Origin of the sequence: Comamonas sp. GCA5 (assembly GCF_036541385.1) — a bacterium.
GTDB classification, from domain to species: domain Bacteria; phylum Pseudomonadota; class Gammaproteobacteria; order Burkholderiales; family Burkholderiaceae_C; genus Comamonas; species Comamonas aquatica.
The window spans coordinates 1-25,395 of sequence record NZ_JAZHFR010000015.1 but is presented as its reverse complement, the minus strand read 5'-3'; the positions used below and the strand labels follow the sequence as shown (position 1 = coordinate 25,395).

Below are 25,395 nucleotides of genomic sequence, written 5' to 3'. Positions count from 1 at the left end.
CGGTGCAGTCCCTGCGCAGGCCGCGCCGGCTCAGCGCGACCCGCGGGCCACGGCCAGCAGCAGGCCCAGGCCGACCAGCAGCCCGCCAAAGGCCCGGTCTATCCAGTGGCGCACGGCCAACAGCCGCGCCCGCACTGCGCCGGCTGAAAAGCACAGCGCCACCAGACTGAACCAGGCCGCATGGGCCAGCGCAATGAAGGCGCCATAGCCGATCTGCACCGCCAGCGGCGTGTCCGGCTGTACCACCTGCATGAACAGGCTGACGATGAACACGGTGGTCTTGGGGTTCAGCACATTCGTCAGAAAGCCCGTGCGCAGCGCGGCGGCATCCGACAGTGCCGCGGCGGCGTGGTCGGCCTGCGGGGTGCTGGCCCGGGTGCGCAACATCTTCACGCCCAGGTAGATCAGGTAGGCAGCGCCGACCAGCTTGAGCACTTGGAACAGCACCATGGACTGCTGGATCAGCAGCCCCACGCCGACCAGGGTGTAGGTGACGTGGACCAGCACGCCCAGGGCGATGCCCAGCGCCGTTCCGACCCCGGCGCGGCGCGACAGCAGCAGGCTGTTGCGCGTGACCATGGCGAAATCCGGGCCGGGGCTGATGACGGCCAGCAAGGTGATGGTGATGACAGCTATCCATTCGGTCATGCTCTATCCTGTGAATCAATGCGAATAGCCTGCATGCTAGAAGGCTGACACGGGATGGCATAACGATGATTTCTGACAAAGATGGTGAATTGGAATCACCAATCCATGGCGCCCGACTGCCCTCGCTGCTGGCGCTGCGCTGCTTCGAGGCGGCGGCGCGCCTGGAGCACTTCAGCCGTGCCGCCGACGAGCTGCACCTGACGCATGGCGCCGTCAGCCGGGCCGTGCGCCTGCTGGAGGAGGAGCTGGGCGTGGCCCTGTTCGAGCGCCGCAGCCGGCGCGTCTACCTCACCGACGCGGGGCGCACGCTGGCGCGGGCTGTGGGCCAGGGGCTGGATCTGATGCGCCAGGCGGTGGCGGAACTACGCGCCAGCGCCCGCCAGCAGCGGCGCTGGGTGCTGTCGTGCGAGCCGACCCTGCTGATGCGCTGGCTGATTCCGCGCTGGCCGGACTTCCAGGCCCGGCACCCGGGGGTGGAGGTGCACCTGGTCGCCGGGGGCGGGCCGTTTGCCTTTGGCAGCGGTATGGATTTGGCCATTCGCCGCAACGATTTCCCCTGGCCGCCCGGCTGCCATGCCGCGCCCCTGTTTGCGGAGCAGGTCGGGCCGGTCTGTCGCCCGGACAAGGTGGCGGCCTGGTTTGGCGTGGCACCGGCACAGGCCGGGTGCCCACCCGGTGTCCCCCGCCTGCATACGCGCACGCGACCCGGGGCCTGGGCGCAGTGGTCAGCGGCGGCCGGCCAGCCCTTGCCCGAGGGCGTGGGGCAGACCTTCGAGCATTTCTACTTCAGCCTGCAGGCGGCCGTGGCGGGGCTGGGGGTGGCCATCGGCCCCTGGCACATGGTGCGTGACGACCTGGACAGCGGGGTGCTGGCGGCGCCGCTGGGTTTTGTCGAGGACGGATCGCGCTACTGCCTGCTGGCGCCCCAGCCCATCCAGCCCGGCAGCCTGCAGGCCGATCTGCTGGCGTGGTTGCGGGCCCAAGCCTAGCGCAGTGCAGGACGACCCTGGGCTGTCGCAGCGGCGCGGCTGTCCGGGCGTGCGGGCTGCCGTGTGACTGTGCCCTGCGCCGCGCAGCGGGTGGGGGTGACGGCTTCAGCGGCGGTGCAGGCGCCAGTAGACCAGGGCCAGTACCAGCAGCCAGGGCAGGCCGAAGACCAGGGTCAGGCGAAAGGCGGGCGTGAACAAGGTGGTCAGCAGCACGGCGCCCATCAGGGTGGCGCCCAGCAGCGTCAGCCAGGGGAAGCCCCACATGCGGAACGGCACGCGGTCGGCGCCTTCGCGGTCGCGGCGGCGGCGGAAGGCCAGGTGGGTGACAAACACCATGAACCACGCAAACATGGCGCCGAACATGGCGATCGACATCATCCACATGAAGGATTGCTCGGGCCAGAAGGCATTGATCACCATGGCCACGGCCGCGCCCAGGCTGGACACCAGGATGGCGGCCACGGGCACGCCGCTGGCGTTGGTCTGGCCGAAGCGGGCGGGCGCATGGCCGGCGCGCGCGAGGCTGAACATCATGCGTGAGGTGGTGTAGAGCTGGCTGTTCATGGCCGACAGGGCCGCCACCAGCACCACAAAGTTCAGCACCCCGGCGGCGTAGGGGATGTCGATGATCTCCATCACGCGCACAAACGGGCTGGTCTGGGTGGCGGCTTCGGTCCAGGGCACGATGGCCAGCATCAGCGCCAGGGTCAGCAGGTAGAACAGCACCAGGCGCAGCACGGTGGTCTTCATGGCGCGCTGCACGGCCTGCTGGGGGTGCTGGGCCTCGCCGGCGGCCACGGCAATCGCTTCCACGCCCAGGTAGCTGAACATGGCCACGATCACGCCCAGCCACATGCCCCACAGGCCCTTGGCCCAGAAGCCGCCGCCCAACTGGTAGTTCTCCAGCCCGATGCCGGGAATCCGCGCCCCGAAGACCACGTAGCTGCCGATCAGCACAAAGGCCACGATGGCGGCGACCTTGATGGCCGAGAACAGGTACTCGGCCGCGCCATAGACCTTCACGCTGCGCAGGTTGATGCCGATCAGCAGGGCCGAGAACACACCCACCCAGATCCACTGCGGCACCTGCGGGAACCAGTAGGCCATGTAGATGCCGACGGCGGTGACCTCCATGCCCACGGCCAGCACCAGCGCGGCCCAGTAGGCATAGCGCACCACAAAGCCGGCCAGCGGACCCAGGTAGTACTCGGCATAGGCGCCGAACGAGCCCGAGGTGGGGTGGGCCACGGTCATCTCGCCCAGGCAGCCGATCAGCAGCAGGGCGATGAAGGCGCCGATGGCATAGCTGACCAGCACGGCCGGGCCGGCAAAGCCGATGGCGAAGGCGCTGCCCATGAACAGACCGGTGCCCACGGCGCCACCGATGGCGATCATCACCATCTGCGCGCTGGTCAGGTGTTGTTGCAAGCCGGTTTCGCGGCGTTGGATGTCGTGGAAATCGGCCATGCGCCAGCTCCGTCCTGTGTTCAAGCAAAGCCTGCAAGTATCGGCGTTATCGCGCCTGGCGATGGTGCTGCTCGCGGATTTCCGCAGTAGGCACTGGGGTGGGTCAATGCGCCTGGGGTTGGGCGTAGCGCCCTGGCGTCAGCGCGTGGTGGGCCTTGAAGCTGCGCTGCAGGTGGGCCTGGTCGGCAAAGCCCATGGCGTGGGCGGCGTCGGCCAGCGCCACGCCCTGGGCCAGCAGGTGGCGCGCGCCGTTCAGGCGCAGGTTCAAGCGGTAGGCGCCGGGCGTCACCCCGGTGGCGGCCTTGAAGTGGCGGATGAAACGCGAGGGGCTCATGCCACCGGCGGCGGCCAGGTCCTGCACGCTGGGGGCCGCGTCCGGGTGCTGGTGCTGGTGCTGGTGCAGGCACTGCAGGGCCTGCTGCACCGCCGGTTCTCCCATCGCCGGCGCCGGGCCGGGGCGGACATGGCACAGCTGGTTGGCGTGCAGCCATTGCAGCAGCTGCGCGGTCCAGCCCGCAGCGTCGCCTGCGACTAGGGCCTGGCACAGCCGCTGCATGGTGACGGTGCTGGTGGCGCTGCGCAGGTGGCGTTGCACAAACTGCAGTCCGTCCACACCCAGTTGGTCGTGCAGCCACCCGGCCTGCACATACAGCATGCGGTAGGACCAGCGCGTGGGCTGCGCCGGGTTGCTGGCGTGCCAGATGCCGGGCTCGATCAGCACCACATCCCCCGGGACCAGGGCCTGTGGCCCCTGCTGGTGCTGGAACTGGGCCGTGCCGGCGTCCACCAGGCCGAACGAATACTCGGCATGCATGTGCAGCCGGTAGCAGTGGGGTGACTGGCGGCTGGTGCGCAGCTCGGCCCAGGGCAGGGCCGGGTGGCGGTGGAACTGGTGCACGGGCGCGGTCATGGGCGCCATCATGCCAGCATGCCCAGCACGCTGACCACCAGCAGCGCCGCCAGCGCGCGGTGCAGCCATTGCTGGCGCTGCGGCGTGCGCAGCCACTGCGTGAGCACGCGGCCCAGCACCGCCCAGCAGCCCACGCCCACGAGGCAGGCGAGCAGGGAGATGGCGCACAGGGCCAGCAGGGCGCCGGGCCCGGACGCCGATGCGGGCAGGGCGAACACGCCGACGGCCGACAGGGCAAACAGCCAGGCCTTGGGGTTGAGGGTCTGGATCGCGACCCCCTGGACAAAGGACGGCCACAGCGCGGGGGCATGGTGCCCCGTGGCGGGGCCGGGGTGGTCGGCCGGTGCCCGCGCCAGCTTCCAGGCCAGCCACAGCAGGTAGCGGCGCACAGGGCTTGTGCGGCGCCGGCCCAGCGTGGCAGCGCCTGCGTTAGCTGGCTGGCAAACAGCCCCATGCCCGCGACGATCAGCGCATAGCTGAGGCTGGCGCCCAGCACATACAGCAGCGCTGCCAGGCGCAGGCCCTGGCTGCCGTGGCGCAATGCCAGCACGTTGACCGGTCCGGGGGTGACGGCGCCCACCAGGGCAAAGCTGGCCATGGCCAGCAGCGTGGGCAACAGGGGGAAGGTGGATGGCAGGTTCACAGCCCGGCACTGTGCCGGGGTGTGGCGGCCGTGTATTGAACGCAATTGCGCCGAGCGGGGTGTTACAGGTCGCCCGCGTTGTCGCTCAGGGTCTGTTCCATGCACAGCACGGCCACCAGCAAGCCACCGACGATGAGTCCACTGGCAATCAGCATCCACAAGGTGAACATGGCAGCCTCCGCTGGGGAGTGGGCGATGTGGGCAGTGTGCGCTTGCCGCGTGTCCCTTGTCTGCGCGTGGCCTGCCTGAGGTGGTGCAGGCCAGGAGATTACATAGTCTTACAGTAATCCGCGCTCCAGCGTCGGCAGTCCATGGCGCAGGCGCACACGGTTGCAGGCATCAGAGCCGGCGGCAAATTCCCGGCAGGGCGAGGGGCGCCACTCGTAGATGCCGCAGGCGGCCTGCTCCCCGACCTTGCCCGTCAGCGCGGCGCAACGCGGCCGGGCATGGTCGGTGCCGCGCATGCGGCAGGTGAAGTCGGTGACAGCCTCGATCAGGCCGCGCGGCACGCGCCCGCCGTTCTCTTCGGATTCGTAAACCGAAAAATCGACACGGAACGAGGCGCAGCAGGCGCCGCAGGACAGGCAGGGGTGGGTCATGGGCACGTCAGAAGGCTGGGAGCTGCGCATTGTCTCCGGGAAATGCGGTGCCCTACAGGGCGCCGGGACAATCGGGGCAAAGTCCCTTGGCGGAAGTCTGGTTCATGCCGTGGACTTGGACAGCGGGGGTGTCAGAAAGACAATAAGAATCAAAATCAATTAAAACTCGTATGCACACTTCTTCTTCGGCAGCACCGGCACCGGTGGCTGCGTCTGCGCGCCCGGGTGGTTCTGCCGCCCTGGTCAGTCTGGATTCTCTGGCCTTGAGGGTGCCTGCCCGTGTGGTGGATTGGGCCTCGGCCACCACCGAGCATGAGCAAGGACTGCTGCTGCGCCTGATGGAAATCGGCTTTCTGCCTGGAGAGTTGGTGCGCGTGGTGTCCGCCGGCTTCCCCGGTGCCGATCCCTTGGCCGTGCGCATCGGCCAGGCCACGTTTGCCCTGCGTCGCCATGAGGCGTCGATGGTGCTGGTACAGCCGGAGGCCAACGCATGAACGCGCGTGAATCGACGGTGCACCTGGGGCGTGCCGCCACGCCCAGCGACGCGGCTCCCCTGCGCGCAGCGCTGCTGGGCAACCCCAACTGCGGCAAGACCGCCTTGTTCAACCTGCTGACGGGCGCGCGCCAGAAAGTGGCGAACTACGCCGGCGTGACCGTGGAGCGCAAGGAGGGCTGGTTGACCACCCCCGGCAAGCGCCGCGTGCGCCTGCTGGACCTGCCGGGCACCTACAGCCTGGATGCCCACAGCGAGGACGAACGCATCACCCGCGACATCCTCACCGGCGAACATGCCCGCGAGGCCCCGCCCGAGTTGCTGGTCTGCGTGACCGATGCCACCCACCTGCGGCTGAACCTGCGCCTGGTGCTGGAAGCCCGCGCGCTGGGGCTGCCCATGCTGCTGGTGCTGAACATGAGCGACATGGCGCGGCGCCAGGGCCTGCAGATCGACACGGCCCAGCTCAGCGCCCTGCTGGGTGTGCCGGTGGTCGAGAGCGTGGGCGTGCACCAGGCTGGGGCCAGGGACTTGCTGGCCTGGCTGGACAGCGAGGCCGCGCACCGCCTGCAGCCGCCGGTGGCGGACCCCCGCTTTCCCATCGAGGTGGGGCGCAACACGCGCGAGCAGTTGCTGGCCCTGCACCAGCAGGTGGCCCAGATCATGCAGGCAACGGTGCAGGAGCCGGCGCAGCCGACCCAGCGCGATGACCGCATCGATGCCGTGGTGCTGCACCCGCTGTGGGGCACGCTGCTGCTGCTGGTGACCCTGTTCCTGATCTTCCAGGCCGTGTTCAGCTGGGCCGAGCCCCTGATGGACGGCATCGAAGGCAGCGTGGCATTTGCGGGCGAGTGGTTGTCGGGTGCCATGCCGGAAGGGGTGCTGCGCAGCCTGCTGGTGGATGGCGTGATTGCCGGCACGGGCTCGGTGCTGGTGTTCCTGCCGCAGATCCTGATTCTGTTCTTCTTCATCCTGGTGCTCGAGGACTCGGGCTACCTGCGCGCGCGCGTTCCTGCTGGACCGCATCATGGGCACGGTGGGGCTGTCCGGGCGCTCCTTCATCCCCTTGCTGTCCAGCTTTGCGTGTGCGGTGCCGGGCATCATGGCCACGCGCTCCATCCCCAGCTGGCGCGACCGCCTGCTGACCATCATGATTGCGCCGCTGATGACCTGCTCGGCGCGCCTGCCGGTGTATGCGCTGCTGATTGCGGCCTTCATCCCGGACCAGACGGTGGCCGGCGTGTTCAACCTGCAGGGGCTGGTGCTGTTTGCGCTGTACATCGGCGGCATCCTCAGCGCCATGGCCGTGGCCTGGGTGGCCAAGCTGGGGCGCAGCAACCTGGCCCGCACCCCGCTGCTCATGGAGCTGCCGGCCTACCGCTGGCCCAGCGTGCGCAGCCTGGTCATCGGCCTGTACGAGCGCGCCATGATCTTCCTGCGCCGCGTGGGCGGCATCATCCTGACGGTCAGCATCGTGCTGTGGTTCTTGGCCAGCTACCCCGGGCGCCCGAGGGCATCACCGAAGGGGCGATCCGCTACAGCTACGCCGGCCAGATCGGCCACTGGCTAGAGATGGTGCTGTCGCCCATCGGCTTCAACTGGCAGATTGCGATCGCCCTGGTGCCGGCCATGGCGGCGCGGGAAGTCGCGGTCAGCGCCCTGGGCACGGTGTATGCATTGTCGGCCACCGGCGATGATGTGGCCGAACAGCTGGGCACGCTGATTGCGCACAGCTGGTCGCTGGCCACGGCCCTGTCGGTGCTGGTGTGGTTCGTGTTTGCGCCGCACTGCATTTCTACGCTGGCCATGGTCAAGCGCGAGACCAACGGCTGGCGCTACCCGCTGATCATGGCGGGCTATCTGTTCGGTCTGGCCTATCTGGCCAGTTTTGTGACCTACCGCATCGCCGTGGCGCTGGGTTGGGGTTGAACGAAAGGAACGCAGGTATGTGGCAAGAATGGATCGTGGGCGTGGTCGTGGCGCTGGCCGCGGTGTCCCTGCTGTGGCGTTACCTGCCGCGGCGCTGGCGCCAGCAAGCCGGGCGCTGGGTGCCGGCCCTGGCCCCAGTGGCCAGCCAATCGGCGGGTTGCGGGGGCTGCAGCGGCTGCGAGGGGGAGCGTTGTGCCCCGGCGGTGAAAAAGCCCTGAGGCCGGCGCCGGCCAGTGGCCGGCGCTGACCTGCCCAGCCCACCGAAGGCCTGGGGTGCTGTCAGCGCCCCAGGCCTTGCTTGTTTCTGCACGGCGCAGTCTGGGAGCTGGTGGCTCAGCCCGCTTCCTGCCAGCGTGTGATCTCGTCCTCGGTCAGGGGCGGCAGGTCGAACTTGGCGCGGGTGTCGTGGCAGCCATACGAGGCGAAGGGAAAGTCCCGGCAGGGGCGCGAGCGCTGTTCGTAGATGGTGCAGCCGATGCAGTCATTGCCCAGGTCCCCCAGAGCCACGCAGCGCACGGGGTGGCGTTCCGTGCCGTTCATGCGGGCGCGGTTGCCGTTCACTTCGTGGGCCAGGTGGTCGGGCACGGTACCGCCCATGGATTGCAGCTCGTAGATGGAAAACTCGACGCGGTAGTTCTGGCAGCAGACGCCGCACTTCAGGCAGGGGTGGATGGCTTCGGACATGGTGGGGAAGCGGGGGGCTCGGGGGTGTTCTTCGATAGGCAGGCAATGGGCAAGGGCGCACGGCACGGGGTGGCCCTGCGCAGGCGGGCGGTGTGGCGGCAAGCAAGACACAGACCCGCCCACGGCAGGCGCAAGGCGTGCAGTGTGCGAAAGGAGCAACGAGGCCCTAGGTGTGACCGAGGAGGTAGCGCGGCGTCTTCAGCAGGTGGCTGCAGGCGATGGCGTGCAGGGCACTGCGGCGGCGGGACATGCGGCGCAGATCCAGGCTGCGGCTGCCGCTGACGGAGCAGGAGAAGGGTTGTTGCGCCCGCAGCCGCATCACGGTGCTGCGGGGCTTGAATAAAAAAAGAGCTGCCAGCGCTGATCCTGCTTGGCTTTTCACGCGAAAGATGTGTGAAAGCTTTTGCAGGCGCGCGCAAGCAGCTCCTGTTTTGGTGAGTGGCGTGCAGAACCTGTTCAGAGCATGCATCACTTCACTCACCGGGTGGGCCATGGGCGTGGGGCGTCAGCCGGGCTGCTGGCCCAGCAGCAGGTACTCCATGAGCGCCTTTTGCACGTGCATGCGGTTTTCAGCCTCATCCCAGACCACGGACTGCGGCCCGTCGATGACGTCGGCTTCCACCTCTTCGCCGCGGTGGGCGGGCAGGCAGTGCATGAACAGGGCTTGCGGCTGGGCGGCGGCCATCATTTCGGCATCCACGCACCAGTCGGCAAAGGCCTTGCGGCGCTCCTCGTTCTCGGCCTCGTAGCCCATGCTGGTCCACACGTCGGTGGTGACCAGGTCGGCGCCCTGGCAGGCTGCGAGCGGATCCTTGAACACCTTGTAGCAGCCGGGGTTGACGGGCTTGCCGTTGAAGGCCAGCTGCTCGTCCACCTCGTAGCCGCCGGGCGTGCTGACATGGACGGTGAAGCCCAGCAGATCGGCCGCCTGCAGCCAGGTGTTGGCCATGTTGTTGCCATCGCCCACCCAGGCCACCACCTTGCCCTGGATGGGGCCGCGGTGCTCGATGAATGTGAAGATGTCGGCCAGGATCTGGCAGGGGTGGAACTCGTTGGTCAGGCCGTTGATCACGGGTACGCGCGAGTGGGCGGCGAAGCGCTCGATCTTGTCCTGGCCGAAGGTGCGGATCATCACCAGGTCGGTCATGCGGCTGATGACGCGCGCGCTGTCCTCGATGGGTTCGGCGCGGCCCAGCTGGCTGTCGCCCGTGGTCAGGTGGACCACGGAGCCGCCCAGCTGGTACATGCCGGCCTCGAAGCTGACGCGCGTGCGTGTGCTGGCCTTCTCGAAGATCATGGCCAGCGTGCGGTCGCTGAGCGTGTGGTGCTTTTCGTAGTTCTTGAACTTCTTCTTGATCAGCGCCGCGCGCGCCAGCAGGTAGGCATACTCGTCGGCGGTGAAGTCACTGAATTGCAGGTAATGCTTCATGCGGGATTCCTTGGGTTCAGGCGGCCAGCAGGGCTTGGACCAGGGGCTTGAGCTTGGTGACGATCTCGTCGGCTTCGGCCTGGCTCAGGATCAGCGGCGGCACGATGCGGATCACGGTGTCCGAGGTCACGCTGATCAGCAGGCCGGCTTCGGCCGCTTCGCCAATCAGCTGGCCGCAGGGCTTGGTCAGCTCCACGCCAATCATCAGGCCCTGGCCGCGCACTTCGACAAAGCCTTCCAGGCTGCTCAGGGCGGCGTGCAACTGGGCCTTGAGGTAGTTCCCCACTTCGGTGGCGTGTGCCAGCAGGCCGTCCTCTTCCATGATGCGGATGGTTTCCACACCGGCGCGCATGGCCAGCGGGTTGCCGCCGAAGGTGGAGCCGTGGTTGCCCGCCTTGAGCACTTCGGCCGCCTTGTTGTGCGCCACCACGGCGCCGATGGGCACGCCCGAGCCCAGGCCCTTGGCCAGGGTCATCACGTCCGGCACGATGCCGGCCCACTGGTGGGCAAACCACTTGCCGGTGCGGCCCATGCCAGCTTGCACCTCGTCCATGATCAGCAGCCAGCCCTTGGCATCGCACAGCGCGCGCACCTGCTTCAGGTACTCGGCGCGCATGGGGTGCAGGCCACCTTCGCCCTGGATGGGCTCCATCATCACGGCGACGATGTTGGGGTTGCCTTCGGTGGCTTCCACCAGCGCCTGGTAGTCATTGGGAGCCACGCGGGTGAAACCCTCCAGCAGTGCACCAAAGCCATTGCGCACCTTGGGGTTGGCCGTGGCCGACATGGTGGCGATGGAGCGGCCGTGGAAGGCGTGGTCATAGACCACGATCTCGGGCTTGGCAATGCCCTGGTCCACGCCGTACTTGCGGGCGATCTTGATCGCGGCCTCGTTGGCTTCCAGGCCGGTGCTGCAGAAGAACACATTGGTCATGCCCGCGCGGTCGGTCAGCAGCTTGGCCAGGGTTTCCTGGCCAGGCACGTGGTAGTAGTTGCTGGTGTGGATCAGCTTGGCGATCTGGTCCTGCAGGGCCGGCACCAGCTTGGGGTGGTTGTGGCCCAGGGTGTTGACGGCGATGCCGCCCAGTGCGTCCAGGTATTCCTTGCCGTTCACATCCCACACGCGGCAGCCTCGGCCTCGCTCCAGCGCGATCGGTACGCGGCCGTAGGTGGGCATAACGTGGGGCGAGGCAGCCTCAATGTGAGCGGTCATGAATACATCTCCTGACATGGCAGTCGTGGCACAACTTTTGCGAGCTTTCGCAAAAGACAAACGCCGATTCTAGGGCCCTGCAAGTAGTACCGCGTGGACTGTTTCCATATTTGGAAAACAGCAGGGTTGGCAATTCCGTGCGTCACGCCCATGTCTTGTATAAGAGTTAGAATCGCACCGTCGGTGTTCAGGCGGTGATCCCGTGGCGCACCTTTTCTTACGCAGATGTATCTTGATGGTTTCCCCAAGCTCCAAAGAATTGTTCATCCAAGGCGTGACCTTGGAGGGAAAAACCTTTCGTCCCAGTGATTGGGCCGAGCGTTTGGCGGGGGTGATGAGCCAGTTTCGTCCCGGTGGTGCCCAGCGCGGCAGCCACCTGGGCTATTCGCCATGGTGCACCCCCACCACCATGAATGGCGTCAAGTGCATCGTCGTCCACCGTGACCTGCAGGCCCATGAGCCCATGGCCTGGGATTTCGTGCTGAATTTCGCCCGGGACAACCACCTGCAGGTGGTCGAGGCCTGTCTGATCCCCGACGAGGCGCCTGGCCGCAAGCGCTGATCGTGGTTGGAGGGGGGTGGCCCCGTGCATCTGAAGGCTTCCGAAGGGAAGCTTTTTTGTTTCTGAGGCTAGTGGGCGGACTCAAGGCCCTGGCGGTGCGCTGCCCAGCAGGCGGGTCTGGCGCCAGTGGCCCCAGCGGTAGTAGGCCAGGGACAGCAGCAGGGACGCCAGGGCGCTGAGCGGGAAGCTCCACCACAGCGCCTCCAGCCCCCACAGTGGTTGCAGCCCCCAGACCAGGGGCAGGCGCACGCCCCACAGGGCCACGGCCAGGATGGCCAGCGGCACCAGCACCGCACCCGTGGCGCGCACCACGCCGGCCAGCACACCGCTGATGCCCAGCAGCACGAACGAGCCCAGCACGATGCGGTTGAGGTGGCGTGCCGGCTCCAGGGCGGCGCTGCCCTCAGGCAGGAACAGGGCCAGCACCGGGCGATCAAAGGCCAGGACCAGGGCCACGCAGGCACCGGTCAGCAGCAGGTGGCAGGCAATCCCGGCACGCGCCGTGCGCGCCACCCGCGGCCAGTGGCCGGCGCCCACGTTCTGCGCGGCGATGGTGGTGCAGGCCGAGGCCACGGCAATCGCCGGCATCTGCACATAGGTCCACAACTGCAGTGCCGCGCTGTAGGCGGCCGAGGCCTGGGCGCCGTGGGCGTTGACCAGGCCCAGCATCAGCACCAGGGACAGCGCCACCAGCAGCATCTGCAGGCCCATGGGCAGGCCCTTGGTGACTAGGCAGCGCACCAGCGCGGGATCGGGCCACAGGCGGTGACCCTGGCGCCAGCCATGCCACAGCGGCACGCGCCGCCAGCGCAGCCAGGCCAGCAGCCCCGCCAGGCCCAGGCTGTTGGCCACCAGGGTGGCCAGGGCCGAACCGGCCATGCCCCAGGCGGGCAGCGGGCCTGCGCCGAAGATGAACAGGGGATTGAGCGCAGCATCGCCCAGGGCCACGGCCAGCAGTGCGATGAAGGGCGTGCGGCTGTCCCCCGTGCCGCGCAGCGCGGCGGCGACAAAGATCAGCAGCAGCATGGGGGGCAGCGCCAGAAAGAGCACCCGCAGGTAGTCCACGGCCAGGGTGGCGGTGGCGGGCTCGGCGCCCATGGCGCGCAGCAGCGGGGCTGCCAGCGGCCAGCCCAGGGTGGCCATCAGCAGGGCCGCACCCAGGAACAGGCAGGCGCTGGTGCCCGTGGTGCGCCGCGCCAGCGCCCAGTCGCCCGCGCCCACGGCCTGGGCGACCAGCAGGTTGGTGGCCTGGCTGATGCCGAAGACCAGGGCAATCAGCACGAACAGCAGGTTGTTGGCGTGCACCGCCGCCGACAGTGCGGCCTCGCCCAGGTGGCGTCCGATCCAGAAGGCGTTGACCGAGGTGTTGAGCGACTGCAGCACATAGCCGCCCCACAGTGGCAGGACAAAACGCAGCAGGGCGCGGCCGATCGGGCCGTGGGTCAGCAGGCGGGACATGGCAAAGCGGGAAGCCGGTGGCGTCCGTCACCCCAAGAAAAAACCCCGCGCGACAGCGGTCGGCGGGGTGGCACCGGCAGGGCCGGTGTGTGGGGTGGCGGCAATCAGAGTGCCTGCATTTCCTTGTTTAGCTGCGTGGGGTGCTGGGCAGCAGACGGAGCGGCGGGGGCAGCCGCTGGTGCCTCGGCCTTCTGGCCCACGGTCAGTGGCACGTCCAGGTAGGGCAGCTTCAGGGCCGAGCTGGTCATGCGGCGGATCTCGTTGGTGTAGGCGGCGTCTTCGTTGATCTTGCGACCGTACGAGGGCACGATCTGCTGGATGTGGGCCTTCCACTCGGTGCTGGCCATCTGCTCGGGGAAGGACTTCTTGAGCAGGTTCAGCATGATGTGGGGGGCGGTCGAGGCACCGGGCGAAGCACCCAGCAGGGCGGCGATGCTGCCGTCTTCGGAGCCCACGATCTCGGTGCCGAACTGCAGCACGGCGCCCTTTTCGGGGTCACGCTTGATGATCTGCACGCGCTGGCCGGCGGTGATCAGCTTCCAGTCCTCGCGCTTGGCGTGCGGGAAGTACTGCTGCAGCACCTGCTGGCGGTCTTCGTCGGTCAGCTCAGCCTGTTGCAGCAGGTACTGCACCAGGTCCAGGTTGTGGATGCCCACGCGCAGCATGCCCATCAGGTTGTCGTGGTTGACCGAGGAGAACAGGTCCCACCAGGAGCCGTTCTTGAGGAATTTGGTCGTGGCCAGGGCGAAGGGGCCAAACAGGACCACGGGCTTGCCGTCGAGCTGGCGGGCATCCAGGTGGGGCACGGACATCGGGGGCGAACCGGTGGAAGCAATCCCATAGGCCTTGACGTCGTGGCGGGTGGTCAGCTCGGGGTTCTCGATGGCCAGGAACTGGCCACCCACGGGGAAGCCGGCGTAGTTCTTGGACTCAGGGATGCCCGAGGCCTGCAGCAGTTTGAGCGCGGCGCCACCGGCACCCACGAACACGAACTTGGCCTTGACGGTTTTTTCCTGGCGATTGTTGGCCAGGTCGGCCACGGTCACGTTCCAGGTCTTGTCGGCGTTCTGGCGCAAGGCGGTCACTTCGCTTTGCAGGTGCAGCTGGAAGTTGTCCGTCTTCTGCAGCGAGGCCATCAACTGCTGGGTCCAGGCGCCGTGGTTCACGTCGGTGCCCAAGGGCATGTAGGTGGCGGCGATCTTCTGGGCCGGGTCGCGGCCTTCGATCATCAGCGGGGCCCACTGCTTGATCTTGGCGTGGTCCTCAGAATACTCCATGCCATAGAACAGGGGGTGCTGCACCATGGCTTGCTGGCGCTTCTTCAGGAATTCGATGTTGTCGTCACCCCAGACAAAGCTCATGTGGGCCGTGGGGTTCACGAAGGTCTCGGGCGACTGCAGGTGGCCGCGGCGACCTGGTGGGCCCAGAACTGGCGCGTCACTTCAAACTGTTCGGCAATGCCCACGGCACGCTTGGTCTCCACGCTGCCGTCGGGCAACTGGGGGGTGTAGTTCAGCTCGGCAAAACCCGAGTGGCCGGTGCCGGCGTTGTTCCAGCCGTTGGAGCTTTCCAGGGCCACGCCGTCCAGGCGCTCGAAGACCTCGATCTTCCAGTTGGGTTGCAGCTCTTGCAGGTAGGTGGCCAGCGTGGCGCTCATGGCGCCGGCACCCACCATCACCACATCGACGGGTTGCTCGTTCTCGGGCTTGGGCACGGAGCGGGGGAACAGCGGCCAGGATAAAAACAACAGTGCGGCCAGGACCAGGGTCGAGACGACCCCCAGTCCTATTTGGATGGATCTTTTCATGATTTTTAGAGGCTGAACGACTAAAAAAGCCTGCGCACAGGGGGCAGGCTTTTGCGATGGGAGAGAAGGTGTGCTGCTATAGGTCCTATAGAAGACACAAGACTTTTCAGCCTCGGATTATCAAGGAATGATCAAAATTTGATGCTAATCAATTGGTATTAGTACCTATGTGATAGTCGTTTCTGCATTGTGCATGGCGTGCGCGGTGCGACCCCGGGGCATGCATCGGACGCGGAAACAAAAAAACCGCCGTGAGGCGGTTCTTTTGTTTCGCTGGCAGCGCACCCGAAGCAAACGGCGGAAGGCAGTGCCTTCCGGGCGATGCCTAAGGTTAATTAGGCGGCAGTGGCCAGGGCCTTGACCTTGGCGGACAGACGGCTCTTGTCGCGAGCGGCCTTGTTCTTGTGGAAGATGCCCTTGTCGGCGATCGAGTCGACCACAGCTTGCATCTTTGCAAACAGTTCGGTGGCCTTCACCTTGTCGCCGGCCAGCACGGCCTTCTCGACATTCTTCACCACGGTGCGGTACTTCGAACGCAGCGAAGTGTTGGCTGCGTTCAGCTTGACGTTCTGGCGTGCGCGCTTGCGGCCGGAGGCCAGGCGGGGGTTCTTTTTGGCTTTGGTTGCCATGATGTATTCCTTGAGTTGTCTGGGGATGATGCCAGCGAAGCCCGTGATTATAGCAATGCTTGGGCGCTTGTGCAGGATGGCTGCGCTGACCGGAAATGGTGCATCGAATTTCAACTTGGTGCACTTGCGCACCAAGTTGGGTTGAAGGCGGTGTGGCGGGCTGCAGGCCAGCGCCGCGCGGCTGTTGCAAGTTTGTGGGCCCTGCCACACTTTGTCGCGGGTGGGCGTGGCTACACTGGGCGGGTGTCGTTATTCAAAGCCGCCTCCACCGTTTCGTTGTTGACTCTGGCCTCGCGGGTCACGGGTCTGGTCCGTGACCTCATCATGGCCTCCATGTTCGGCGCCAATGCGCTGACCGATGCCTTCAACGTTGCCTTCCGCATTCCCAACCTGTTTCGCCGCCTGTTTGCCGAGGGGGCATTCAGCCAGGCTTTCATTCCGGTGCTGGCAACCACCAAGACCCAGGATGGGGAGGAGCGCACGCGCGCCCTGGTGGCGAATGTGGCCACGGTGCTGTTCTGGGTGCTGCTGCTGACCTGCGTGGTCGGTGTGGCCGGGGCCCCGGTGCTGGTGTGGCTGCTGGCCAGCGGGCTGGATGGTAGCCACGCGCACGAGGCCGCGGTGCTGATGACGCGCTGGATGTTCCCGTACATCGGCTTCATGTCGCTGGTGGCGCTGTGCGCCGGTGTGCTCAACACCTGGAAGCAGTTTGCCGTGCCGGCGGCCACGCCGGTGCTGCTCAATGTCTGCATGATCGCGGCCGCCGTCCTGCTGGCGCCCTGGCTGGGGCGCCACGGCATGGAGCCCATCTACGCCATGGCGGCGGGGGTGATGCTGGGCGGTGTGCTGCAGTTGGCGGTGCAGCTGCCCGTGCTGAAAAAACTGGGCTTGCTGCCACGCATCGGTCTGTCGCCGGTGGCCGTGCGTGCAGCCTGGCGCGATGGTGGGGTGCGCCGCATCCTGGCGCTGATGGCACCGGCCCTGCTGGGGGTGGGCGTGGCCCAGGTCAGCCTGATGATCAATACGCAGATCGCGTCCTACCTCACCCCGGGCAGTGTGACCTGGCTGTTCTATGCCGACCGTTTGATGGAATTTCCCACAGCGCTGCTGGGGGTGGCGCTGGGCGTGGTGCTGACGCCGCAACTCGCCTCGGCCAAGGCTGCGGGCGATGCGCAGCGCTACTCCGGCATGCTGGATTGGGGCCTGCGCCTGGTGGTGCTGCTGGCGGTGCCGTCGGCCGTGGCCCTGCTGACCTTTGCCGAGCCGCTGGTGGCTACGCTGTTCCACCGTGGCGCGCTGCAGGGCAGCGATGTGTCTCAGATTGCCGTGGCGCTGGTCGGCTACGGGGCCGGCCTGCTGGGGCTGGTGGCCATCAAGGTGCTGGCACCGGGCTACTTTGCCAGCCAGGACATGCGCACGCCGGTCAAGATCGCTATGGCGGTGCTGGTGCTGACGCAGGTGCTGAATGTGGTACTGGTGCCATGGTTGGCCCATGCAGGCCTGGCGCTGTCGATCGGTTTGGCGGCGCTGGTGAACGCGCTGTGGCTGCTGATCGGGCTGCTGCGCCGTGGCGCCTACCAGCCGGGTCCGGGCTGGGTCAAGTATGGGCTGCAGGTGCTGGCGGCTTCCGCCTTGCTGGGGGGCTTTTTGCTGTGGGGCCAAGGGCATTGGAACTGGCAGGCGCTGGGTGCGCACGAGTGGCAGCGCGCAGGCCTGATGGCGCTGATGCTGGGCGGTGCGGGCATGGTGTACTTCGGGGTGCTGCTGGCGACCGGCTTGCGCGTGCGCACCCTGCTGCGCCGCTGAGGCGGGCGGTGCAACTGCCGTGGGTGAGGCTTTGCAAATCGCGCTAGAGTGCGGCCCATGTCGCTGAATTTTGAAGCCCCCAGTGCCCTGGAGCATTTTCGCTGCCTGGTGCGTGAGGATCTGGACTTGCCGCTGCTGGAGGCCGCGGCCAGTCTGGCGCTCGATGCCGAGCCGGCGCTGGACCTGCAGGATGTGCTGTTCCAGGTCGATAGCCTGGCTGCCCGCTTGCGGTCCGCGTTGCCGCAGGGCGCCAGTGCACTGCAGCGCACCGTGGTGCTGAACGAGTTCTTCTACGACAAGCTGGGCTTTGGCGTGAACGCCAACGATTTTGCCAACCCGGCCAACAGCTTTGTGCACCGCGTGCTGGCGACGCGCAAGGGCATCCCGATCTCCCTGGCCGTGCTGTGGCTGGAGCTGGCCGCCGCCATCGGCCTGAAGGCGCAGGGCATTTCCTTCCCCGGACATTTCCTGATCAAGGTGCATGTCGACGAGGGCCTGATCATCCAGGATCCGTTGACGGGCCGTGGCCTGACCCAGGACGCCCTGCAGGAGCGGCTGGAGCCTTTTCGCGAAGGCTGGGGGCTGGCGCAGGACGAGATGGCGCCGTTGCACCTGTTCCTGGTGCCGGCCAGCAGCCGTGAAATTCTGGAGCGCATGCTGCGCAACCTGCAGACCATCCATGCCCAGGCCGAGGAGGCACCGCAACTGCTGGCGGTGCTGCACCGGCTGATCGTGTTGCGCCCGCAGGAATACAGCCACTACCGGGACCGCGGGCTGGTGCTGGCGCAGTTGGGCCAGCGCGACGCGGCCTTGCAGGATCTGCAGACCTATGTGCGCCATGCCCCGGCGCCGCACGATCTGCCGCTGATCGAGGCGCGCATCGAGCTGTTGCGGGCCGAGCCCTGAACGCCTGTCAGGCGCGTGCGGTTCCCACGCCTGGCGCCGTTGGAATAAAAAACAGAGCGTCCAGCGCTCTGTTTTTCTATGTTTCGATGCGAAATCGATGGGAAAGCCGCTTTCAATCAGCGCAGGCTGCTCTCTATTTCAGACCAGCCGTGCGGCTTCCAGTTCCTTCTTCAGGTAGGCGTAGAACAGCGGAGCTGCCACCAGACCGGCCGGCCGAAGACCGATTCGGCAATGAACATCACCGACAGCAGCTCCCACACGGCCATGTGGGTGCGCTGGCCGACCACCTTGGCGTTGATCACGTATTCGGCCTTGTGGATCAGGATCAGAAAGCCCAGGCAGACGGCGGCGGCCACGGGCGAGACGGACAGGCCCACCACCGTCAGCACCACGTTGCAAAACAGGTTGCCAACGATGGGGATCAGGCCCGCCACAAAGGTCAGCAGGATCAGTGCCGGCGTATACGGCAGCGCAATCTCGAAGGTGGGCAGGATCAGCAGCAGGAACAGGGCGGTCAGCGTGGTGTTGAACAGCGCAATCCAGAACTGCGCGGCCACGATCTGGCGGAAGGCCTCGCCCAGCAGCATGACGCGGCGCTGCAGCGCCTGCGTCAGCGGTGCCCGGGGCACCAGGCGCGGGCGCACGGCCGCCAGCGCGCCGATCAGCAGGCCCACGTAGGCGTGCAGCAGGCCGCCCAGCCAGGCCTTGCCGGCCGAGGCCAGGGCACCGGCCTTGGTGGCCAGGTAGGTGGCGATCGTCTGCTGGATCTCGGCCGAGCCCTGGGGCAGCAGGGCTCCCAGGTCATTGGGCAGCTTCTGGCGCAGTTCCAGCACGGTGTTGGCCAGGTAGTCCAGCAGCTCCTTGTACTGGTGCGGAATGTCGGTCAGGTAGCCGCGCGAATGGGTCAGGGCAATCGCAATCCACAGCAGCGGCCCCAGGATCACCAGGGTGGCGGCCGTCGCTTGGGCCCAGCGGTCAGGGATCGGTCCAGGCGGGCGCCGGTCGATGCGCGCCAGCAGGCTGGACAGCGCGCGCGTCAACAAAAAGCCCAGGCATGCACACAGCAGCCCGGGCAGAAGCTTTTGCCACATGACCAGCAGCAGCGTGCAGGCCATGAGCAGGTAACTGGCGATCATCACGCCGCGGGACGGCGTTACGGGGGGCTGACAAACGGTCGGAAGTTGGTGCTGGTTCCCCATGGATGATCGCTCTGGATGAAAGACTACTTGACTTGGACGGGTGCGCCTTCTGTGCGTGCCGTAATGTTACCGATCGTGTAGACCGTTTCACCCAGTTCACGCAAAGTTGCTGTGGTGGCCTCGGCCGCCTCGGGGGCCACCACCACCACCATGCCGATGCCGTTGTTGAAGGTGCGGTTCATTTCCACATCGTCGATGCCGGCGGTCTTTTGCAGCCAGGCGAACAGCTCGGTCTGGGGCCAGCTGCCGGCCTGCAGGTCGGCGCCCGTGCCTTCGGGCAGCACGCGGGGGATGTTCTCCAGCAGGCCGCCGCCGGTGATGTGGGCCAGGGCCTTGATGGGGTGCTGGGCCAGGGCCGCCAGCACATTCTTCACGTACAGGCGGGTGGGTTCCATGATGGCGGCCTTGAAGGGCTTGCCGTCCAGGGTGGCGGGCACGGTGCCCTGGCTTTCGGCGCGCTCGATGCACTTGCGCACCAGCGAGAAGCCGTTGGAGTGCACGCCGGTCGAGGCCAGGCCCAGGACCACGTCGCCGGGCTTGACGTTCTGGCCGGTCAGGATCTTGGACTTTTCCACGGCGCCGACGGCAAAGCCGGCCAGGTCGTACTCGCCATCGGGGTACATGCCGGGCATTTCCGCGGTTTCACCGCCGATCAGGGCGCAGCCGGACAGCTCGCAACCCTTGGCAATGCCGCCCACCACGGCCGCGGCCGTGTCCACGTCCAGCTTGCCGCAGGCAAAGTAGTCCAGGAAGAACAGGGGTTCCGCGCCTTGCACCAGCACGTCGTTGACGCTCATGGCCACCAGGTCGATGCCCACGGTGTCGTGCATGTTCCACTCGAAAGCCAGGCGCAGCTTGGTGCCCACACCGTCGGTGCCGGACACCAGCACGGGCTCCTGGTAGCGCTTGGGCACTTCGAACAAAGCACCAAAGCCGCCAATGCCGGCCATCACGCCTTCGCGCATGGTCTTCTTGGCCAGCGGCTTGATGCGCTCGACCAGTGCGTCGCCTGCGTCGATGTCAACGCCGGCGTCTTTGTAGGAAATGGGGGTGGATGGGGAGGCAGAGGAGCTCATGAGAAGGATCTGTGCAGGGTGTGGTGCCCGATGTGGGGGCAGGAACGCCCATGATTTTAAGTGCAGTCCCTCCGGAATGTCCGCATGCCGCCCCAGGGATGCGGGACATCTGGGGGTGTGAGAGCTGGCTGCGCCGGCCTGTGGCACAGTGCGGTCCAGGCGTGCGCGGGGCCTGCGCCTGCCAGCGGGGCGGAAGCTGATTAAAATATGTAAACGCGATGCCGGGACCGGCTGGCATGCGGCCGTGGTCTTGCGCATGCAGGGCGTTTCCTGCTCTTTCCTCCCCCTATGTCTACGTTCCTGCTCCCGATGGCTGAGTTTGTGCCCATGCGCTTGCTGTGCAGCAAGCGGGACGTGTCGACGGCATGCTCTCTATGAAGCAACTGGCGCTGGATATCGGCTTGCCCACGGGGCCTTCTCTGGCGCGCTTTTACGCCGGTCGCAATGCGCCGGTGGTCGATCACCTCCAGGCCTGGATCAGCGATGGCTTTGGCCCTGCGCCGCGTGCGCCGGTGCCCACCTACCTGTGGGGTGATTCCGGCTCCGGCAAGACGCACCTGCTCAAGGCAGTGCGCGAAATGCTGCTGGAGCAGGGGGCCCAGGTGGGCTGGATGGATGCCAGCACCGGTTTTCCGCCGGAGTTTGACGAGCGCTGGTCGGCCGTGCTGATGGACGATGTGCAGCTGTTCACGCCCATGCAGCAGGCCCGTGCCTTCAACTGGTTTGTGAATGCCATCAACCCGCCCAGCGGTTCGCCCCGCTGGATTTTGTCGGCCGGCGACGCGCCGCCGGCGGGCATGGAGGTGCGCGACGATCTGCGCAGCCGCCTGGGCTGGGGCCATGTGTTCCAGCTGCAGGTGCCCAATGAGGAAGAGCGCCGCGAAGTGTTGAAAACCGAGGCGGCCGCCCGGGGCGTGACCCTGAGCGCCGATGTGGTGGATTACATGCTCAAGCGCTTTTCGCGCGACCTGGCCAGTCTGATGCAGCTGCTGGACATGCTGGATGAGTTTGCACTGCGCAACAAGCGTGCGATCACCATCCCCTTGCTCAAAACCATGCTGGAGACCGAATAGCCCAGCGGCACGCTGGTGCCGCATGCCATGGCTGTATGTCTTCGCTCCCTTTGAATGAATCTATGAACCCTGCAACCCCGTCCCAGCGCCCGCGACTGGCCTTGTTTGATCTGGACCACACGCTGATCCCCATGGATTCCGACCATGGCTGGGGCGAGTTTGCGATTGCCATCGGCTGGTGCGACCGCACCGAGTTTGGGCGCCGCAACGACGAGTTCTTCGCGCACTACCAGGCGGGCACGCTGAATGTGCCGGACTATGTGCGCTTTGCCACCGAGGCCATCGTGCAACGCGGCGCCGCCGCCGCGCAGGCGGCGCACCAGCGCTTCATGCAGGAGGTCATCACCCCGGCCATCCTGCCCCAGGCGCAGGCCCTGGTGCGTGCGCACCAGCAGGCTGGCGACCTGGTGGTCATCACCTCGGCGACCAACGAGTTCGTCACGCGCCCCATCGCCGCCGCCTTCGGCGTGCAGGAGCTGCTCTCGACCGAGCTGGAGCGCGACGCGACGGGTTGGTTCACGGGCGGCGTGCAGGGCGTGCCGAACATGCGCGAAGGCAAGGTGGTGCGCATGGATGCCTGGCTGGCGGCGCGCGGCCTGTCCTGGGAGGGCGTGGAATCGACGTTCTACAGCGATTCCATGAACGACCTGCCCCTGCTGGAGCGTGTCAACCACCCCGTGGCCACCAACCCCGAGCCCCGTCTGCGAGCGATTGCGCAGGAGCGCGGCTGGCGCGTGCTGGACCTGTTTACTGAAAACCCATGATCAAGACCATCATCGACAAATTGCTGGGCAAAGAGCCCGCCGCCCGTGCGCGCAAGTCGCGCTTCGGCAAGCGTGAAGAGGTGCCCGCCAGCGTGCACGGCATCGATCCGCAACTGGTGGACCAGCGGGCGGTGGATGTGGTGCGCACCCTCAAGGATGCGGGCCATGAGGCCTACATCGTCGGCGGCGCGGTGCGCGACCTGCTGCTGGGGCTGCGCCCCAAGGACTTCGACGTGGCCACCGATGCCACGCCCGAGCAGGTCAAGCACCTGTTTCGCCGTGCCTTCATCATCGGCAAGCGCTTTCGCATCGTGCACGTGGTTTACGGCCGGGGGCGTGAGCACGAGGTGATCGAGGTCTCGACCTTCCGTGCCTTCATGGACAACAGCCAGGCCGAGCAGGTCAGCGGCAACGAGCGCACCAGCAAGCTGGCCCTGGCCAGCATGAAGCACGCCGTGGACGCCAGCGGCCGCGTGCTGCGCGACAACGTCTGGGGCCCGCAGGACCAGGATGCCACGCGCCGTGACTTCACCGTCAATGCCATGTATTACGACCCCGAGACCCAGGTCGTGGTGGACTTCCACAAGGGCATCCAGGACGCGCAAAAGAAAGTGCTGCGCATGATCGGCGACCCGGCCACGCGCTACCGCGAAGACCCGGTGCGCATCATCCGCGCCGTGCGCTTTGCCGCCAAGCTCAGCCCCCTGGGCTTCAAGTTGGAGCCCAAGACCGCCAAGCCGCTGCTCGAATGCGAGCCGCTGCTGCGCGAAGTGCCGCAAAGCCGTTTGTTTGACGAAATGCTCAAGCTGTTGCAGACCGGCCACGCGCTGGCGTCGATCGAGCAGCTCAAGAAGCTGGGCCTGGAGCACGGCATTTACCCCCTGCTGGATGTGGTGGTGGAGCGTGCCGGGCACCCGTTCGTGCAGGCGGCCCTGGCCGACACCGACCGCCGCGTCGGCGAAGGCAAGCCCGTGGCGCCCAGCTTCATGCTGGCCTGCGTGCTGTGGCAGGACGTCAAGCAGGGCTGGGAGCGCCGCCTGAAGAAGGGCTACCACGCCTTCCCGGCGCTGAACGAGGCGATCGACGAGGTGTTCGACCAGCGCATCGGCGACGTGTCGGGCCGTGGCAAACTGGCCGCCGACATGCGAGAGATCTGGGTCATGCAGCCACGTTTTGACAAGCGCACCGGTTCGACCCCGTTCGGCATGGTGCTACAGGCGCGCTTCCGCGCCGGCTTCGACTTCCTGCGTCTGCGCGCCGATGTGGGCGAGATCGAGGAAGACCTGGCCGAGTGGTGGCAGGAGTTCCAGGCCGCCGACGATGCGCGCCGCGAGGACCTGGTGGCCCAGGTGCGCGAGGAGCAGCGCCAGAAGCAAAAGGCGGCACAACCCGCCGCACGCCGCGCGCCCCGCAAGGCGGAGGACGTGCAGGAGGCCTCGCCCCTGGACACCATCGTCAGCGAAGGCGATGCGCCCGCCAAGAAGCGCCGTCGCCGCCGCCGCAAGCCTGCCGGCGGTGCCGACATGGCATCCTCCGGCGGCAGCGCCGAGTGATGGCGGCCGAACGGGTCTATATCGGCCTGGGGGCCAACCTGGGGGATCGCGGTGAGGCCTTGCTGCAGGCCCTGCACCGCATGGCGGCCCTGCCGCAGACCCGGCTGTGCGCCGTGTCTTCGCTCTACAGCAGTGCCCCGGTGGAGGCCGCGGGGCCGGACTATCTGAACGCCGTCGCGGCCCTCGAGACCGACCTGGCGCCCGAAGCCTTGCTGCAGGCCTTGCAGGCGTTGGAGCTGGCCGCCGGGCGCGAGCGCCCCTACCGCAATGCGCCGCGCACCCTGGACCTGGATGTGCTGCTGTGGGGCCAGCGCCAGCTGGCCGCGCCGGCACTGACGGTGCCGCACCCGCGCATGTACGAGCGCGCCTTTGTGCTCCTGCCTTTGCACGAGTTGGACGCCCACCTGGTCACGGCCGCGCAATTGACCGCAGTGGCCGGTCAACGCATTGCCGTGGCACAGGATGCCCGCTGGGCCGCCAGCGCCGTGTCGGCCTGAGCACAGCGTTGCAGGGTGGACCCGGGCGGTTTCGTGTGGCCGCCAGGGCCCAGGCTGGGGCCACCTGGGGCTGGTGCCTCAGCTTTTGATTCTCTGTGACGGATCGCGCGCGGTCTGTGTGCCACCTGCTGCGCGCCAGCGCTGCGCAGCGTGGTACCCGTTCTGCCGCGGGGTCTGGATCAGGCAGTTTTCAGATCCGAACGGCACACCTTAAAAAAATGAGCTGACAGCGCTTGTATTGCTTGGTTTTTCATATGTTTTCTATCGGAAATCCAGGCAGCGCAAGCGCAGGCAGCTCTCATACATCAAGCGATTTCTGCGATCAGCTCGATTTCCACGCAGGCGCCCATGGGGATTTGCGCCACGCCGAACGCGCTGCGGGCGTGCGAGCCCTTGTCCCCGAAGACCTCGGCCAGCAGCTCGGAGCAGCCATTGGTCACCAGGTGCTGCTCGGTGAAGCCAGCGGTCGAGTTCACCAGGCTCATCACCTTGACGATGCGCTGCACGCGGTTCAGGTCGCCGCCGCAGGCCGCCTGCAGCGTACCCAGCAGGTCGATGGCGACGGCGCGGGCCGCTTGCTTGCCCTCGGCGGTGCTGATCGCCGCACCCAGCTGGCCGGCCCAGACCTGGCCGTCCTTCTTGGCGATGTGGCCGCTCAGGAACACCAGATTGCCCGTCTGCACAAACGGCACGTAGGCGGCGGCGGGAATGGCCACGGGGGGCAGGGCAATCTTCAGGGCTTGCAGGCGGTCGTAAACGCTCATGACGGTCTTTCTGGAGAGGGTTGTTGAATGGCGGGCGAACTGTGCAGCCGGCTTTGCCGGTGTGGCGTTTGCCCCGCATGCTGCGCAGTATGCCAAGACCGCCGTCCCCCTCGCAGCAACATCCTCCCGGCATGTGGTGGATGCTGGGCGTGGTCGCGGGCACGGCCACCCAGCTGCAGCAGGCGGCCTTGTTGCCGTGGCCGGTCTATGCCGGGTGGCTGGCCGCGGCCGTGCTGCTGGGCCCGCTGCTGTGGCGCCGGCCGGCATGGCGCTGGGGCGTGGCTGCTGTGGGGCGCG

23 protein-coding genes and 3 pseudogenes are annotated in these 25,395 nt (G+C 66.9%); 11 read left to right on the top strand and 15 right to left on the bottom strand.

The features are described 5' to 3' along the window. Positions 1 to 30: 30 nt before the first annotated feature. On the bottom strand, positions 31 to 648 hold the full coding sequence (locus SJH88_RS05840) for a LysE family translocator (RefSeq protein WP_274753872.1): 618 nt from the start codon (positions 646 to 648) through the stop codon (positions 31 to 33). 65 nt (positions 649 to 713) lie between these two features. On the opposite strand from SJH88_RS05840, the gene SJH88_RS05835 reads away from it, so the two are divergent. After that, entirely contained in the window at positions 714 to 1,637 is a 924-nt protein-coding gene (locus tag SJH88_RS05835; RefSeq protein WP_274753871.1) for a LysR family transcriptional regulator, read from the top strand. 105 nt (positions 1,638 to 1,742) lie between these two features. Here the strand turns inward: SJH88_RS05835 and SJH88_RS05830 are convergent, their stop codons facing one another. From SJH88_RS05830 to SJH88_RS05815, 4 genes are all read right to left on the bottom strand, one after another. Continuing rightward, positions 1,743 to 3,104 (bottom strand): amino acid permease, encoded by a 1,362-nt coding sequence (locus SJH88_RS05830; RefSeq protein WP_274753870.1) that lies wholly within the window; start codon positions 3,102 to 3,104, stop codon positions 1,743 to 1,745. A 103-nt stretch (positions 3,105 to 3,207) separates the two neighbouring features. Continuing rightward, positions 3,208 to 4,014: an AraC family transcriptional regulator gene (locus SJH88_RS05825; RefSeq protein ID WP_274753869.1), complete on the bottom strand. Its 807-nt coding sequence runs from the start codon at positions 4,012 to 4,014 to the stop codon at positions 3,208 to 3,210. A gap of 8 nt (positions 4,015 to 4,022) precedes the next feature. After that, positions 4,023 to 4,403 carry a LysE family translocator gene (locus tag SJH88_RS05820; RefSeq protein ID WP_274753868.1) on the bottom strand — a complete coding sequence of 127 codons (381 nt, stop codon included), beginning with the start codon at positions 4,401 to 4,403 and terminating at the stop codon, positions 4,023 to 4,025. A 532-nt stretch (positions 4,404 to 4,935) separates the two neighbouring features. Beyond that, complete coding sequence (locus SJH88_RS05815; RefSeq protein WP_274753867.1) at positions 4,936 to 5,256, bottom strand: YkgJ family cysteine cluster protein; 321 nt, start codon at positions 5,254 to 5,256, stop codon at positions 4,936 to 4,938. Between the two features lie 170 nt (positions 5,257 to 5,426). On the opposite strand from SJH88_RS05815, the gene SJH88_RS05810 reads away from it, so the two are divergent. The 3 genes and pseudogenes from SJH88_RS05810 to SJH88_RS05800 all read left to right on the top strand — a co-directional run bounded on the left by SJH88_RS05810 (position 5,427) and on the right by SJH88_RS05800 (position 7,896). Beyond that, complete coding sequence (locus SJH88_RS05810; RefSeq protein ID WP_274753866.1) at positions 5,427 to 5,750, top strand: FeoA family protein; 324 nt, start codon at positions 5,427 to 5,429, stop codon at positions 5,748 to 5,750. Continuing rightward, a pseudogene (gene feoB, locus SJH88_RS05805) lies at positions 5,747 to 7,678 on the top strand (ferrous iron transporter B). Before SJH88_RS05810 ends, feoB begins: the two are co-directional and overlap by 4 nt. Positions 7,679 to 7,695: 17 nt before the next feature. Next, a complete protein-coding gene (locus SJH88_RS05800) occupies positions 7,696 to 7,896 on the top strand; it encodes a hypothetical protein (protein ID WP_274753865.1) in 201 nt (66 codons plus the stop codon). A 115-nt stretch (positions 7,897 to 8,011) separates the two neighbouring features. On the opposite strand, the gene SJH88_RS05795 is transcribed toward SJH88_RS05800, so the two are convergent. The 4 genes from SJH88_RS05795 to SJH88_RS05780 form a co-directional block, all read right to left on the bottom strand. Continuing rightward, the gene (locus SJH88_RS05795) at positions 8,012 to 8,362 is read right to left on the bottom strand and encodes a YkgJ family cysteine cluster protein (protein ID WP_042414025.1); all 351 of its coding nucleotides are present in this window, start codon (positions 8,360 to 8,362) and stop codon (positions 8,012 to 8,014) included. Positions 8,363 to 8,528: 166 nt separating this feature from the next. Continuing rightward, complete coding sequence (locus SJH88_RS05790; RefSeq protein ID WP_156781670.1) at positions 8,529 to 8,855, bottom strand: hypothetical protein; 327 nt, start codon at positions 8,853 to 8,855, stop codon at positions 8,529 to 8,531. A gap of 12 nt (positions 8,856 to 8,867) precedes the next feature. After that, positions 8,868 to 9,791, bottom strand: coding sequence for an ornithine carbamoyltransferase (gene argF / locus SJH88_RS05785; RefSeq protein WP_042414024.1), 924 nt, complete (start codon positions 9,789 to 9,791; stop codon positions 8,868 to 8,870). A 16-nt stretch (positions 9,792 to 9,807) separates the two neighbouring features. Continuing rightward, entirely contained in the window at positions 9,808 to 11,004 is a 1,197-nt protein-coding gene (locus SJH88_RS05780) for an aspartate aminotransferase family protein (RefSeq protein ID WP_042414020.1), read from the bottom strand. A 235-nt stretch (positions 11,005 to 11,239) separates the two neighbouring features. On the opposite strand from SJH88_RS05780, the gene SJH88_RS05775 reads away from it, so the two are divergent. Next, a complete protein-coding gene (locus SJH88_RS05775) occupies positions 11,240 to 11,566 on the top strand; it encodes a DUF3579 domain-containing protein (protein ID WP_043384473.1) in 327 nt (108 codons plus the stop codon). An 81-nt stretch (positions 11,567 to 11,647) separates the two neighbouring features. On the opposite strand, the gene SJH88_RS05770 is transcribed toward SJH88_RS05775, so the two are convergent. The 3 genes and pseudogenes from SJH88_RS05770 to rpsT form a co-directional block, all read right to left on the bottom strand. Next, the gene (locus SJH88_RS05770; RefSeq protein ID WP_274753864.1) at positions 11,648 to 13,024 is read right to left on the bottom strand and encodes an MATE family efflux transporter; all 1,377 of its coding nucleotides are present in this window, start codon (positions 13,022 to 13,024) and stop codon (positions 11,648 to 11,650) included. Between the two features lie 104 nt (positions 13,025 to 13,128). Beyond that, positions 13,129 to 14,831: pseudogene (gene mqo, locus SJH88_RS05765) on the bottom strand (malate dehydrogenase (quinone)). Between the two features lie 335 nt (positions 14,832 to 15,166). Then, positions 15,167 to 15,460 carry a 30S ribosomal protein S20 gene (rpsT, locus tag SJH88_RS05760; RefSeq protein ID WP_042414209.1) on the bottom strand — a complete coding sequence of 98 codons (294 nt, stop codon included), beginning with the start codon at positions 15,458 to 15,460 and terminating at the stop codon, positions 15,167 to 15,169. A 243-nt stretch (positions 15,461 to 15,703) separates the two neighbouring features. On the opposite strand from rpsT, the gene murJ reads away from it, so the two are divergent. Both murJ and SJH88_RS05750 read left to right on the top strand, forming a co-directional pair. After that, entirely contained in the window at positions 15,704 to 17,266 is a 1,563-nt protein-coding gene (gene murJ / locus SJH88_RS05755) for a murein biosynthesis integral membrane protein MurJ (protein ID WP_274753863.1), read from the top strand. Between the two features lie 57 nt (positions 17,267 to 17,323). Continuing rightward, positions 17,324 to 18,172 (top strand): SirB1 family protein, encoded by an 849-nt coding sequence (locus tag SJH88_RS05750; RefSeq protein WP_270148486.1) that lies wholly within the window; start codon positions 17,324 to 17,326, stop codon positions 18,170 to 18,172. Positions 18,173 to 18,310: 138 nt separating this feature from the next. On the opposite strand, the pseudogene SJH88_RS05745 reads toward SJH88_RS05750, so the two are convergent. Next, positions 18,311 to 19,371 (bottom strand): annotated as a pseudogene (locus SJH88_RS05745) (AI-2E family transporter). Between the two features lie 23 nt (positions 19,372 to 19,394). Continuing rightward, the gene (gene purM, locus SJH88_RS05740; RefSeq protein WP_274753862.1) at positions 19,395 to 20,447 is read right to left on the bottom strand and encodes a phosphoribosylformylglycinamidine cyclo-ligase; all 1,053 of its coding nucleotides are present in this window, start codon (positions 20,445 to 20,447) and stop codon (positions 19,395 to 19,397) included. A gap of 374 nt (positions 20,448 to 20,821) precedes the next feature. On the opposite strand from purM, the gene hda reads away from it, so the two are divergent. The 4 genes from hda to folK all read left to right on the top strand — a co-directional run bounded on the left by hda (position 20,822) and on the right by folK (position 24,334). Next, on the top strand, positions 20,822 to 21,520 hold the full coding sequence (gene hda / locus SJH88_RS05735; protein WP_162858932.1) for a DnaA regulatory inactivator Hda: 699 nt from the start codon (positions 20,822 to 20,824) through the stop codon (positions 21,518 to 21,520). 62 nt (positions 21,521 to 21,582) lie between these two features. Further along, a complete protein-coding gene (locus SJH88_RS05730) occupies positions 21,583 to 22,284 on the top strand; it encodes a histidinol-phosphatase (RefSeq protein WP_045267166.1) in 702 nt (233 codons plus the stop codon). Then, positions 22,281 to 23,837 carry a polynucleotide adenylyltransferase PcnB gene (gene pcnB, locus SJH88_RS05725; RefSeq protein WP_045267165.1) on the top strand — a complete coding sequence of 519 codons (1,557 nt, stop codon included), beginning with the start codon at positions 22,281 to 22,283 and terminating at the stop codon, positions 23,835 to 23,837. Before SJH88_RS05730 ends, pcnB begins: the two co-directional genes overlap by 4 nt. Further along, positions 23,837 to 24,334, top strand: a complete 498-nt coding sequence (folK, locus tag SJH88_RS05720; RefSeq protein WP_274753861.1) for a 2-amino-4-hydroxy-6-hydroxymethyldihydropteridine diphosphokinase — start codon at positions 23,837 to 23,839, stop codon at positions 24,332 to 24,334. Before pcnB ends, folK begins: the two co-directional genes overlap by 1 nt. Before the next feature lie 305 nt (positions 24,335 to 24,639). Here the strand turns inward: folK and SJH88_RS05715 are convergent, their stop codons facing one another. Beyond that, positions 24,640 to 25,098: a RidA family protein gene (locus SJH88_RS05715; RefSeq protein WP_274753860.1), complete on the bottom strand. Its 459-nt coding sequence runs from the start codon at positions 25,096 to 25,098 to the stop codon at positions 24,640 to 24,642. Positions 25,099 to 25,395: the final 297 nt, after the last annotated feature.